Origin of the sequence: Lacinutrix gracilariae (genome assembly GCF_042684485.1) — a bacterium.
GTDB classification, from domain to species: domain Bacteria; phylum Bacteroidota; class Bacteroidia; order Flavobacteriales; family Flavobacteriaceae; genus Oceanihabitans; species Oceanihabitans gracilariae.
Map to the genome: position 1 here is coordinate 983,635 of NZ_JBHULM010000011.1, position 13,958 is coordinate 997,592.

The following is a 13,958-nucleotide window of genomic DNA, read 5'->3' on the forward strand; positions in this document are numbered from 1 at the left end:
TTTCTAGAAACGCTCCAAAAAAAAGGAGGTTTAAATATACAAGTTTTTATTTTTATTTTAAATAACTCGCATATTTAGAAGGATTTGCTAAAATTTCAGTAGCTTTTTTAATTTCTAAATTATGTGTTTTATAATATTCATATAAACCTTCTCTATAGCTATAGCGCTTTACAATTTCATCTGTTAATAAGCCAAGAATTTGGTCTTTGTTTTTATCTATAGCTTTGCTTTTAGATTTGTTTAAATTGGTTAATAAGGTATTGTAGTCTTTACTAATAGCAGTATCTAATTCTTCTTTTTCTGCTTGCATTAAAACTTCAGAAAGCGCTTTTTCAGTCTTGGTTTCAAAATTAAAATTATTAGAATTTAAATAGTTTTTAAAGTCTGAAAAATCAGCATCTGTAAGTTTAAAACTATTAATATCTTCTATGGTATTTTTGTAATAATAGTCTGTTGCAAAATCAAAAATTAAAAACTCATTACTAACTGCTTTTGTAATTGGCGAGGTTTTAGTAATAGCTAAATCTTCATCAGGAAAAACTCCTCCACCATCAAAAACTTTTCTACCATTTTTAGTTTTAAAAGCATGATAATTTTCTTGTTTTACACGTACTGCATTTCCTTTTTCATCTCTATTCCAATAATCTAAAGCTTGTATACATCTACCAGAAGGTGTGTAATATCTAGAAATAGTTACTTTTAATTGTGTACCATACGTTAGGCTTTTTGGTCTTTGTACTAAACCTTTACCAAAACTTCTAGAACCAACAATAACTGCTCTATCTAGGTCTTGTAAAGAGCCCGAAACAATTTCACTTGCAGAAGCACTAGAACCGTTTATTAAAACCACTAAAGGTATTTGTGTATCTATAGGATCATTTTTAGTGTAATACGTTTTGTTGTATTTTTTTACTTTAGATTTTGTGGTAACTACCAATTGTCCTTTAGGTACAAAAAGGTTTACCACACCAATGGCTTCACTTAGTAAACCTCCAGGATTGTTTCTTAAATCTAAAATAATACGTTCTGCGCCTTGGGTTTTTAAATCTTTTAAAGCGTAAGCAGTTTGGCTAGTTGTTTTTTTATTGAACTTACTTAATACAATATAGCCTGTTTTAGCATCTATCATAGAAAAATGAGGTACAGCATTAATTTCTATTTCAGAGCGCTTAATAGTTGCTGTATTTTCTTTTCCTTGGCGTAAATAGGTTACAGATACTGTGGTGTTTGCAGTACCTTTTAGTAAGTCTCCTGCTTGTTCTTTATAGTCTGCAATAGAAACGTTGTTAATTTTTATTATTTGGTCTCCAGCTTTTAAACCAGCCTTGTCTGCAGGATAGCCTTTATAAGGTTCTATAATAATTAACTTGTCTTTTAATGTTCTTACATTGGCACCAATACCTGTATAATCACCTGTACGTTTTATACGTTCTGCTTCTACATCTTGCTCGTTATAAAAACGTGTATAAGGATCTAAATTAGTAAGCATGCTTTTAATGGCAGCATCCATTAAGTCACCAGGATTGGTTTCATCTACATAATTCATGTTTATTTCTTTAAACAAGGTTGTAAATATTTCAATCTGTTTGGCAATTTCAAAAAAATCGTTTTTAAATGCAGATCCTGTAAAAAGTATGGTTGCTGCAAAAACAGGAATAAGTATTCTTTTTTTTAGTAAAGTTTTCATGTGCATTATTTTTTATTTTTTTTATGGAGCCATCTTTTAAATAAAAAGATAACAATACCTAAAATAAGTAAGAAAGGCCAAATATGTAAAAGACCTAGAAAAAATAAAGAGATGCTATTAAAACCAGATTTAATAGCATTTATCATCTTTGTTCCGTAAGAAACAGTAACACCACTTTCTGCGGTTTGTTTGTAAAATTCAATATTTAAAGTGCTTAAAGCTACTTTGTTTTGTAGGTATTGTAGTCGTCCTTGTTTGGCTTCAATTTCTTCTCTAATGGAAGAAAGTTGACGTTCAATTTCTAAAATTTCTTTTACATTTTTTGCCTTAGAAAGTAACTCTAAATATCTTGTTTCTAGTGTTCTTTTAGCTTTTAAACGCGCTTGAATATCAATAAATTCTTCGGTGACATCTTTTGAAGAAATTCGTTTAGAATCAAAAAAAGCAACCTGTTTACTTATAGAGTCTATGGTTTGTTGAAAAGTATTAGAAGGTATTCTAATAATTAAATTTCTAGTAATTGTATTGTATGATTTGCTAGAATTATCATCTTGTACAAAACCATTATTTTGTTTTACATAGCCAATAATTTGTTGGTAGGTTTTATTTAAATCTTGGGTTTGAAAACGTAAATAAGATTCTTTAATAAGCTTTTGGTCTATGTTTTCAGGAACACTTTCAAAGCTCTGTGTTGGCGCTTTCATTTCTTCTAAAATCACTTCAGAAGATTCTATATAATCATAATTAGCATCGCTACTTTTACTAGAATTAGAACAAGCTAAAGGAAGTATCAGTAATAAAAGCGATGTTAAAAATTTCATGGTTTCTATTTTTATTTGTTTTCTGTATGTTTAGCTAAAAACTTGTTAAACACCTTTTTTGTAGCAGTTTCTACTTGGTTGTAAGAGGGTTTTTCTTTACCAATGTACAAAATCATAAACGCATATTGTGTTGTAATGTTGTTAAAAACATTTTGTTTGTTAAGTCGGTAAGCTTCTCGCATCACACGTTTTATTCTAATTCTGTCTACTGCTTTTTTAAATTTTCTTTTAGGTACAGATACACCAGTTTTTGCAGAAACTGCTTCTGTAAACGTAGTTTCTAAATAAACTAGACGCAAAGGATATGCCGAAACCGATTTTCCTTCAGTAAAAAGTTTGGTGATCAGCTTTTCGCTTTTCAGTTTTTCGGATTTGTTATAGGTAAATTTCATAAAAACTAGTAAGTATACAAAAATACCAATTACTAACCATAATACACCATGAATTAAAGTATGATATTCTTCATGTTTTTTATCTAGTATTTTTTGTAACTTAATGAATGATAAAGTTTTAAGTTACATATTATGGGAAATTTACACGTTACTAGATTAACTACAAAAAAAGATAAGGCAAATTATATTCACCAACTTACTAAAGATTTAGAAGCTTTAGACCTTATGATTTCTACTGGTAAGATTGAAAAATCACCAATTAGAATTGGCGCAGAGCAAGAGTTTTGTATTGTAGATAATGAATTTATACCAAAAGGAAATGCTTTAGCAATTTTAAAAGATATTGATGATGCACATTTTACCACAGAAATTGGCAACTTTAATCTAGAAATTAATTTAGATCCTTTTGAGTTAAAAGACCATTGTTTCTCTGCGTTGCATACGCAATTAAAAATGTTATTAAAAAAGGCAAAGGAGGTTGCAGAAAAACACGATTCCAAAATAGTATTAACAGGTATATTACCTACTCTTTCTACTAAACATATTAGTATAGATAACATGACACCAATACAACGTTATATGGTGTTAAATGAAGCTGTTAAAGAATCTAGAAAACAAGATTTTCATATTCATATTAAAGGTGTAGATGAGTTAAATTTACTACATGATTCTGTTATGTTAGAAGGCTGTAACACTAGTTTTCAAGCACATTTACAAATTAATCCAGATGAATTTATAGATAGCTATAATTGGGCACAAGCCATTTCTGGACCCATTTTAAGTATCTGTACCAATGCTCCTATTTTATTTGGAAAAGAATTATGGAGCGAAACTAGAATAGCCCTTTTTACACAAAGCGTAGATACTAGAGCAAATTCTTTTTTATTACATGAAAAACAGTCTAGAGTAAGTTTTGGTAACCATTGGGAAACAGGAACAATTACAGATATTTTTAAAGATAATATTTCACGTTTTAGAAGTTTGGTTACCTGCACTTTTGAAAAAGATAGTGTAGAAATGTTGCAACATGGTGAAATTCCTAAACTAAAAGCACTAAGTCTGCATAACGGAACTGTGTATAGATGGAACAGGGTTTGCTATGGTGTTGGTGGCGGAAAACCACACTTAAGAATTGAAAATAGATACATTCCTTCTGGTCCTACAACTACAGATGAAATTGCTAATATGATGTTTTGGGTTGGTGTTATGGTTGGTAAACCTAAAAAGTACCAAAACATTCATGAAACTATGGATTTTAAAGATGCTAAAGCTAATTTTTTTAGTGCTGCTAGATACGGAATGACCACGCAATTTAAATGGAATGGCAACATTATTTCTAGTCAAGATTTACTGTTAAATGAACTATTACCAATTGCATATAAAGGACTTTATAGTGTGGGAGTTTCGCCTAAAGATGTAGAATATTACCTAACTATTATTGAAAATAGAATACATTCTTTAAATGGATCTGATTGGATGACAAAAAGCTACAGAAACCTTTTAAAAACAAAAAAACGAGCAGAAGCACTTCAAATACTAACAGAAAATATGTATTCAAAACAAGAAAAAGAATATCCTGTTGCTACATGGAATGTGTTAAATCATGCTGTAGAAACTTCCTTTCCTTTAAAACAACAAGTATCTCATATCATGAATACCGATATTTTTTCGGTAGATAAAAAAGATAGTTTAGAGCTTGTGTTACATATGATGCAATGGAAAAATATTCATCACATGCCAGTTATTAACAATCAAAAAGATTTAATAGGATTGTTAAGTTGGTCTGATGTAAAAACACACCTAAATGAAATTGAAGAAAGCACCAAATCGGTTCAAAATTTTATGAAAGAAACGATTATTACTACAACAAAAGATGCAAGTATAAAAGAAGCTAAAATGCTTATGCAAAAACACAACATAAGCTGCCTTCCTGTAGTTGCAAACAAAAAATTAATAGGCATAATAACTACAAAAGATTTTACTACTAATGACCCAAGTTAAAAGCAAATCTATTACTAAAATAACAACCAATAGAATTATTGGAAAAGTTCAAGGTGTAAAAAAAGGACCAACCGTTGTTTTTTTTGCAGGCATTCATGGTAATGAAAAAGCAGGAGTTACAGCGCTACAAAAAGCGTTTAAAGAATTTACAGCAGAAACCATTAACGGAACAGTGTATGGTATTTTAGGAAACCTAAAGGCCTTAGAAAAAAACCAAAGATATCTAGAGGAAGATTTAAATAGAATTTGGACTAACAATCAACTAAGAAACATACCACATAAGGCAAATTTAAATGCCGAAGAAAAAGAACAAAAAGAGTTATTTGCCTTACTACATCATATTATTGAAAACCATTCTGGATCCTTTTATTTTATAGATTTTCATACCACTTCTAGTAAAACCTTGCCTTTTATAACTATTAATGATGCTATAATTAATAGAAAGTTTTCTTCTCAATTTCCTGTTCCTATTGTTTTAGGTATTGAAGAGTATCTTAATGGTCCTATGCTAAGCTATATTAACGCACTAGGTTACGTTTCTTTAGGTTTTGAGTCTGGACAACATGAAGAACAAGAAGCCATAGTAAATTGTCTCTCTTTTATTTATTTAACCATGGCCTTTACAAAGGCCATAGACAGTACTAAAATAAAAGACTATACAAAATACTATAACCAGCTAAAAACTGCCTCTAAAAAGCAGGATAAGGTTTTTGAGATAGTTTATTTACATACCATTAAGCAAGAAGAAGATTTTAAAATGAAAAATGGCTTTAAAAGTTTTGAAGACATTAAAAAGAACACAGTTTTAGCAACAAGTAATAACAAACCGGTTTTTTCAAAATACAATGCCAAAATCTTTATGCCATTATATCAAGCAAAAGGAAAGGAAGGTTATTTTATAATTAAAAGTATTGCGCCATTTTTTTTAAAATTATCTATAGTATTAAGAAGAATTAAAGCCGATAATTTCTTGGCAATGCTTCCTGGTATTTTTTGGGAAAATGAAAACAAAAATGCACTTATTGTTAATTTAAAAGTTACACGCTTTTTTGCAAAATCTATATTTCATTTACTAGGTTACCGAAATCAGCAAGCAGATGCAACACACCTAAAGCTTTATAACAGAGAGCGTGTTAGTAAAACAGAAATGTATAAAGATGAAAAATGGTATTAAAAAAACCACTTAATACGTATCAAGTGGTTTTTTTTAAATGAGAAAAAGAGATGTTTTACTTTTTATTATTTTCTTTATTAATATCAGCCATCATTTCTTTTGGGTCTATTTGTACGCTACTTACTTCTTTTGAAGCTTCAAAAGTATAGGTAGGATATGCCCAAGCCCAATCTGCTTTAATAGTTGCTGTTGTTGGCTTTTCACCACGCATCATTTGCAACGGAATGTAAATAGCTTCTGTAGTACCATCTGTATAAGTTACAGTTACATCTAAAGGCATTGGCATTAAACCAATTCTTTCTAATGTTACTTTGTTTCCTTCTATAGTTTTTACAGCGTAATCTATGGTGTTTGTAGTTTGTGTCCAATCCATTAAATACCAATCTAATTCTAAACCAGAAATCTTTTCAGCAGAACGAATAATATCTATAGGTCTTGGGTGTTTAAAAACAAAATCATTAAAGTATTTTTTAATGGTTTTCTTTAAGTTTTCTTCTCCAATAACATAACCTAATTGCGCCATAAAAACTTCCCCTTTACTATATGCAGAAGCTCCGTAAGCTGCGTTATAATTATAACGATCTGCATGTGTAGTTTGTGGTTGTTCTTTACCAGAGAGCGCTAAACCTAAATAGCTTCTATAGGCTCCAGAAGCAGGATTTTCTTTATTTGTTTTCATTATAGCGTTCATAGCATGATCACTAATATAGCTTGTAAAACCTTCGTCCATCCATTCGTGTTTAGACTCGTTTGAAGCTAATAAAAACTGAAACCAAGAATGTGCTAACTCATGTGCTGTAACACCAACAAGGCTTCCAAAACTACGTTTACCAGTAATAAGTGTAGACATAGCATACTCCATACCTCCATCTCCACCTTGTATTACAGAGTATTGGTCATAAGGGTATGCACCAACGTTTTCAGAAAAATACTGCATTAACTCTACTGTTTTTGGCTGTAAATCTTTCCAAGACTGTAAGTTTTCTGCAGGTAAATCTTTTTTGTAATAAAAATTTAATAATGGTCCGTTAGGCACTTGCATAGTATCGTGAATATAATCAGGATCTGCAGCCCAAGTAAAGTCATGTACATTTGGTGCTTTAAAACGAAGTGTTTTTTTGTTTCCTTTTATTTCTGGGTTTCCTTGTAAATAACCAGTACCACCAACTACATAATCTTTATCAATAGTTAGGTTTACATTAAAGTTTCCCCAAACACCATGAAACTCTCTACCAATGTATGGGTCTGCGTGCCAACCTTCAAAATCATATTCTGCTAGTTTTGGGTACCATTGTGTCATAGATAATGCAACACCTTCTTTATTGTTTCTTCCAGAACGACGAATTTGAACAGGAACTTGCGCATTAAAAACCATATCAAAGGTTACTTTTTCTCCTGGTTGAATAGGTTTTGCTAAATCTACCTCTAAAACAGTACCAACAGTTTCGTAGTTTAAAGCAGTTCCGTTTTGTTTTAAAGACGAAACTTTAATATACCCAATTTCATCTGGACTTAATTTGCTAATTCTGTCACCAACTCTTCTATCAGGATCAGGAATAGTACGAGAACGTACATCCATTTCACTTCCAGGTTGAAAGGCGTTAAAGAATAAATGATAGTATACTCTTGTTAAAACATCTGGTGAGTTGTTGGTGTATACTAAATTTTGTGTTCCTTGGTATTGATACTTATTAACATCCATATCAATATTCATATTATAATCTACGTGTTGTTGCCAATAGGTAGAATTAGAAACTGTATTAACAGGAGTTGTTGGCGTTTCTGGAGTAGATGAAACACTATTTGTAGAACCACAAGAAACAAGTGTGATACCTAGTGCGACAAGAAAAATCTTTTTCATTTGTATAAATATTAAATAAAAAAGGCATCAAGAAACTTGATGCCTTTTTATGTTTGTTAGTATTATTTAGATAATTGCTGTGCCATAATTAAAGCATTGTACGCATTTACCATTTTACCTGATTTTGTTAAAGTATTAAAATCTCTTATGTCACTAGAATCACCACCAACAACCACTTTTTGGTTAACAGGTAATCCAGAATCCATTAAAATTTGTTTTACTTGTGCAGCAGATAATTTAGGATAATAAGAACGAATTAAAGCAGCAACACCAGCAACAGCAGGAGCAGCCATAGAAGTTCCTCCTTTTGTGTCATATTCATTTTCTGGAGTTGTAGAGTATATTTTTGCACCAGGAGCAAAAACATCTACATTAATTTTTCCGTAGTTAGAAAAACCAGCTACCATACTAGAACCATATTTAGGAGCTAAAGCACCAACCGTTACAAATGTATTTGAAACTTCAGGACCATTAGCAACTTGATCATTTGGATATACTGCAACTGCATCTAAATCTGCACCTTCATTTCCTGCAGCATTAACAAATAATACATCGTTTTCTCCTGCATAAGTAATAGCATCTCTAACCCAGTCACTATGTGGAGAGTAGTATTTACCAAAACTTCCGTTAATTACTTTTGCTCCATTATCTACAGCGTATCTAATTGCTAGAGCAATATCTTTATCGTACTCATCTCCATTAGGAACCGCACGTACGCTCATGATTTTTACATTATTTGCAACACCATTAGCACCTTTACCATTATTGCGTTCTGCAGCAATAATACCAGCTACGTGAGTACCATGACTTTCACTTTTCTTAACAGGTTTTACGTTTCCGTTACCATAACCAGGTTTATCGTTTAAATCGTCTGGATTATCTCCTGTTAATCTACCATTAAACTCTTTGTTTAAATTGTAGTTAAGCATATCATTAATACTTTCTAAAGCTCCGCTTAATTCTTTTTTAGCAGCAGCAGTATTATCAAAACCAAAACCATATACTTGTTTTAAAACAGCGATATGATTTGTTAAGGTTTCATCTGTTGTAGTAATAGCATTTAAATCTTTAGGAGTATAGTCTTTGTTATTTAAATGTTCAGAAACAGCTTCATCTGCAGCTACTAAGCTTTGGTAAATTTGCTCATATTGCATTTTATAACCAGAATATTTTTGATAATCTGCATCATAATCTGCTTGTACTTCTGCATTACCATTACCAGAAGCAACAATTCTTGTTTTCTCTAATTGCTCATTATAAGCTTCTCCAAGAAAATTCCAACCATGTATATCATCTACATAACCGTTTTTATCATCATCAATACCGTTTCCAGCAATTTCTTTTGTATTGGTCCATACTACACCATCTAAATCTTCGTGGTCAATATCAATACCAGAATCTATAACAGCAACAATAACTGTTTCTCCTGTTTTTCCGTTTAATAATTCAGCGTAAGCTTTATCAACACTCATACCAGGAATTGTATCTGCAACAATATCTAAATGTCCCCAAGTGTGTTTTTCGTTTTCTGTTAAATCTGCTACTTTTAAAGCAACATTATCAATATTTTCTGTTGGTGTAGATAAAATTTCTGCTCCACCACCACAGCTAGCTAAAACAAGAGCTAAGCTACCTGCTAGTAAATAAGGTTTAATAATTTTCATAAATAAGTTTTAATTTTTAAAAAATATCATTACTAGTAAAAACACGATCTAGTCTTACGCCTTTTTCGGTGTGTTTTACTGTAATAATTTCATTGTTTGCATCGTGTTCCAAAAATAAGTAATAATTATTATCTGCTGCTAGGTTAAGGAAATTTTCTTTTTCGTCTAAAGTTAACAGAGGTCTTGTGTCATAACCCATTACAAAAGGTATTGGTAAATGACCAACAGTAGGTAGTAAATCTGCCATAAAACAAATGGTTTTTCCTTTGTAGTTAATCATAGGAATCATTTGTTTATCTGTGTGACCGTTTGCGAAAAAAATATCGAAACCTAAAGCCGAATTTTTTAAAATAACATCTTCTGGTAGTTTGGTAAATTTTAAATGACCACTTTCTTCCATAGGAAGGATGTTTTCTTTTAAAAAGGAAGCTTTTTCGCGTTTATTGGGTTGTGTTGCCCATTGCCAATGGTTTTCATTACTCCAAAAATGTGCATTTTTAAAAGCAGGTTCATAACCTGTTTTGTCTTTATTCCATTGTATGCTTCCACCACAATGGTCAAAGTGTAAATGCGTCATAAAAACATCTGTAATATCATCCCGATGAAAACCATGTGCTTTTAGTGATTTATCAATAGAGTCATCTCCCCAAAGGTGATAATAACCATAAAATTTTTCGCTTTGTTTATTACCCATTCCTGTATCAATGAGTATTAGGCGATTTCCGTCTTCAATCAATAAGCATCTAGCTGCAATATCAATCATATTGTTGGCGTCTGCAGGATTGGTTCTTGTCCATAAAGATTTTGGTACCACTCCAAACATGGCTCCTCCATCTAATTTAAAATTTCCTGCGTTTATAGGATATAGTTTCATAAGCATGCAAATTACTAAATAGCTAGCAAATGATGTAAAGTGTTAAGAATTTATTAAGAAATATCTTATTAAAAAATAAATTCATATTATAGTGACTTTAATTTTTTTAAATTTTTAATCTGTTTGCTAAGTAATTTATACATGCAATAATGCCTTTTAAAAAGTATTAATGCTAATGCAGCGTTTTACTAATATTAGTGTAATTTAAAAAAGCTAAAAGCTATATTACAAATAGATATCTCTTTATAATTGATTATTTAGTATTTTCACAAACAAAAATTAGTGCATGTTAGAATTAGCAGGAATTATTATTTTAGGAATATTAGCGCAATGGGTTGCTTGGAAATTTAAAATACCAGCTATTTTACCCTTAATTTTAATAGGTTTATTAGTAGGCCCAATTGCAGCAGAATTTTTAAGCGAAGATGGTACAAAATGGATTGAACCTATTTGGAATGGCACAAAAGGCTTATTTCCTGGAGAAGGTTTGTATTATTTTGTGTCTTTAGCCATAAGTATTATTCTTTTTGAAGGTGGTTTAACCTTAAAAAGATCTGAAATTAAAAATGTAGGACCTGTTATTACTAAGCTTATTACCTTAGGTTCTACAGTTACTTTTTTTGGAGCGGGAATTGCAGCACATTTTATTTTTGAGTTAAGTTGGGAATTGTCTTTTTTATTTTCAGGATTAATTATAGTTACAGGACCAACAGTAATAACACCTATTTTAAGAAACATTCCGTTAAAAAAAGATGTTTCTGCAGTTTTAAAATGGGAAGGTATTCTTATTGACCCAATTGGCGCTTTAGTTGCCGTTTTAGTGTTTGAGTTTATAAGTGTTGGAGGCGAAGCAGGATTTACTAAAAATGCGCTTTTAGAATTCGGAAAAATTATTCTTTTTGGTACTACCTTTGGGTTTACCTTTGCACATGCATTAGCATTTGCTATTAATAAAAAATTCATTCCGCATTACCTTCTTAATGTGGTTTCTCTTTCTACCGTTTTACTTGTTTTTGTAGAGTCTGAAGTATTTGCACATGAGTCTGGTTTATTAGCTGTTGTTGTTATGGGAATGGTTTTAGGAAACGGTAAATTAGAAAATATAAAAGAGCTTCTTTATTTTAAAGAATCTTTAAGTGTTTTGCTAATTTCTATTCTATTTATACTTTTAGCAGCCAACATAAGTATAGACGATTTATTACTGTTATATAGCTGGAATACTGCTATTCTTTTTGCTATAGTTGTATTTGTTGTAAGGCCTATTGCAGTGTTTTTAAGTACTGCTGGATCAAAACTAAAATTTAACGAAAAGGTATTTATAAGTTGGGTTGGACCAAGAGGTATAGTAGCAGCAGGTATAGCTTCTTTATTTGGAAGTAAACTAATGAAACAAGGTGTTGAAGGTGCAGAATACATTACTCCTTTAGTATTTATGATTGTTTTAGGAACCGTTTTATTAAATGCTACAACAGCGCGTTTATTTTCTAGATTAATAGGTGTGTTTTTAACTAAATCTAACGGAATCTTAATTATAGGAGCTTCTAAATTGTCCCGTTTATTAGGACATTATTTAGTAAATAACGGAAGGCATGTTGTATTAATAGACAGTAATCAAAATAATATTGAGAAAGCACAAGAATTAGGCTTAGATGCTTTGAGTAGTGATATTTATTCAGATACACTATCAGATAATATTGAGTTAAATGATGTAGGTTATATTATGGCTATGACAGGAAACTCTGATATTAATTCTTATATTATTGAGAAGTTTAGTAAAGAATTTGGTGAAAATGGTTCGTATCGATTGGTGACTTCAGATGAAATGAATTTTCCTGAAAAGAGCCCTAAAGAAGGCTTATTTTCTCCTACAGATGATTATATTAATTTAATGGAAGTGACACGTAAATATCCAGCAATACAAGAACTAGATATTGATGATGCAGAGCATTATGAAACTCTTATTGAATTAGCGAGTAAAGACCAGTATGTGATTCCTTTATTTTTAAAAGATGATGAAGGAGAACTTCATATTATATCTGTGTATGATACCAAAGCAGAAAATATTGGTAAAGGGTTTAAACTAGTATATTTAGGAAAACCTTTTGATGTGGAAAAAATACCGCTAGAAAGCGATTAATTATAGAAGTAAAAATGAATTTATTACATAAAAAAACCTTCATTTTTAAATGAAGGTTTTTTACAATATAAACTTATTTAAGAAAGTCTTATTTTTTAATAAACTTACTAGTATAAGTATACCCTTTTTCATCCGTTAACTTAAGGATGTAAGTTCCTGTTGTTAGTTTAGATGTGTAAATAGTTGATTCATTAAAATCTACAGGTACTTTTTGTCCTAATAATGTAAATAATTGTACTTCTGATAACGATACATTTTTCACATTTAGATTATTTAAAGTCGGATTTGGATATATATCGACTCCTTGAGAAATAGTTATGTCTGTTGTAGAAAGAGATGAATAATCTGTTATTTGAAAATCATCTATAAATACATTTGTAGCGTTAACAGTAGTATTGCTTTCAAAAGCATAAAAAGCAAAACGTACATCACTTACAAAATAGGAAGGATCAGATAATTCTACTGAAAAAGTTTCTCCCCATTGTGGTATAGTTGTACTGCTATCATATAGTGCTAAAGAACTATATGTCACACCTCCATCTATTGAGATAAGTAATCTAATTTGATCTCCAGAATTAAGTGTTTGAAAAGTTTCTCCATTATTTGGAGTAAAAGCCATTTTCCACTCCACAGTATAACTACCTGTTGAAGGTGTAGTAGATAAATCTACTGAAGGAGCAGTTAACCAATCACGTTTTACATTATTGGTCATATTAATTCTCATGGCTCCTGTGGTTCCATCGTTATTAAAACCATCTGCTATCCAAGCACCACCACTATCAACGGAAAATCCATCTTCAAAAGAGTCGTTAGTGTCTCTTGTTTGGTTCCAACCATCTAAGGAGAAGCTATTTGCAACTCCAGAAGCTTCGGAAAAGTCTTCAGAAAACACTTGCGCGTTTATTGAATTAAATGTAAAGAAAACTAAAAAACAATGTAAAATTTTAATCATATTTGGTATATTTTAATTAATAATTCGGCAAATATATTAAAACACAGAGGAAATGATAATTAATTTAGTTTTTTTTTTAGTCTTTAGAAGGTTATAAATTATAAGATATTCATCATAGCATTTTAAATACTATACTGTATTGAATAAGTTATTAAATAAACCAAAGAAGTTAATATTGATTATTTCACTTTAAACCACCAATAATTATAGTTGGAAGAGCAACTAGAGATACAGAATAAAAGGAATAATACTTAAAATTGTACAATTGAATTTACACAAATAAGTACAAACTACAAGCTCAATAAAAACATCTAGAGCACCAATTAGTATTGGTGCTTTTATAATGCTTTATTGGCTTTACATCTTCAGTAGTAGCTCAATGTAAGAGATTCCTT

The 13,958-nt window shown here is 30.7% G+C and carries 10 protein-coding genes; 3 read left to right on the forward strand and 7 right to left on the reverse strand.

Going from position 1 to position 13,958, the window contains the following annotated elements; all coding sequences use genetic code 11:
- Nucleotides 1-52 precede the first annotated feature (52 nt).
- From ACFSSB_RS11470 to ACFSSB_RS11480, 3 genes are read right to left on the reverse strand one after another with little or no spacing between them, the layout of a single operon-like run.
- Nucleotides 53-1,687 (reverse strand): S41 family peptidase, encoded by a 1,635-nt coding sequence (locus ACFSSB_RS11470; protein ID WP_379904329.1) that lies wholly within the window; start codon nucleotides 1,685-1,687, stop codon nucleotides 53-55.
- A gap of 5 nt (nucleotides 1,688-1,692) precedes the next feature.
- Nucleotides 1,693-2,508: a DUF4349 domain-containing protein gene (locus tag ACFSSB_RS11475; protein ID WP_379904331.1), complete on the reverse strand. Its 816-nt coding sequence runs from the start codon at nucleotides 2,506-2,508 to the stop codon at nucleotides 1,693-1,695.
- Nucleotides 2,509-2,519: 11 nt separating this feature from the next.
- Nucleotides 2,520-2,900, reverse strand: a complete 381-nt coding sequence (locus ACFSSB_RS11480) for a ribonuclease P protein component (RefSeq protein ID WP_379904333.1) — start codon at nucleotides 2,898-2,900, stop codon at nucleotides 2,520-2,522.
- Nucleotides 2,901-3,032: 132 nt separating this feature from the next.
- On the opposite strand from ACFSSB_RS11480, the gene ACFSSB_RS11485 reads away from it, so the two are divergent.
- Both ACFSSB_RS11485 and ACFSSB_RS11490 read left to right on the forward strand, forming a co-directional pair.
- The gene (locus tag ACFSSB_RS11485; RefSeq protein ID WP_379904335.1) at nucleotides 3,033-4,901 is read left to right on the forward strand and encodes a CBS domain-containing protein; all 1,869 of its coding nucleotides are present in this window, start codon (nucleotides 3,033-3,035) and stop codon (nucleotides 4,899-4,901) included.
- The gene (locus tag ACFSSB_RS11490) at nucleotides 4,888-6,075 is read left to right on the forward strand and encodes a succinylglutamate desuccinylase/aspartoacylase domain-containing protein (RefSeq protein ID WP_379904337.1); all 1,188 of its coding nucleotides are present in this window, start codon (nucleotides 4,888-4,890) and stop codon (nucleotides 6,073-6,075) included. The genes ACFSSB_RS11485 and ACFSSB_RS11490 overlap by 14 nt, the downstream gene beginning before the upstream one ends.
- Nucleotides 6,076-6,130: 55 nt before the next feature.
- On the opposite strand, the gene ACFSSB_RS11495 is transcribed toward ACFSSB_RS11490, so the two are convergent.
- From ACFSSB_RS11495 to ACFSSB_RS11505, 3 genes are all read right to left on the reverse strand, one after another.
- Entirely contained in the window at nucleotides 6,131-7,936 is a 1,806-nt protein-coding gene (locus tag ACFSSB_RS11495; protein WP_379904339.1) for a M1 family metallopeptidase, read from the reverse strand.
- Between the two features lie 62 nt (nucleotides 7,937-7,998).
- The gene (locus ACFSSB_RS11500; RefSeq protein ID WP_379904342.1) at nucleotides 7,999-9,600 is read right to left on the reverse strand and encodes a S8 family peptidase; all 1,602 of its coding nucleotides are present in this window, start codon (nucleotides 9,598-9,600) and stop codon (nucleotides 7,999-8,001) included.
- A gap of 16 nt (nucleotides 9,601-9,616) precedes the next feature.
- The gene (locus tag ACFSSB_RS11505; protein WP_379904344.1) at nucleotides 9,617-10,474 is read right to left on the reverse strand and encodes an MBL fold metallo-hydrolase; all 858 of its coding nucleotides are present in this window, start codon (nucleotides 10,472-10,474) and stop codon (nucleotides 9,617-9,619) included.
- 286 nt (nucleotides 10,475-10,760) lie between these two features.
- Between ACFSSB_RS11505 and ACFSSB_RS11510 the strand changes: the two genes are divergently transcribed.
- A complete protein-coding gene (locus ACFSSB_RS11510; RefSeq protein ID WP_379904346.1) occupies nucleotides 10,761-12,611 on the forward strand; it encodes a cation:proton antiporter in 1,851 nt (616 codons plus the stop codon).
- A gap of 88 nt (nucleotides 12,612-12,699) precedes the next feature.
- Here ACFSSB_RS11510 and ACFSSB_RS11515 read toward each other — a convergent pair whose 3' ends face one another.
- Entirely contained in the window at nucleotides 12,700-13,563 is an 864-nt protein-coding gene (locus ACFSSB_RS11515; RefSeq protein WP_379904348.1) for a T9SS type A sorting domain-containing protein, read from the reverse strand.
- Between the last annotated feature and the right edge of the window lie 395 nt (nucleotides 13,564-13,958).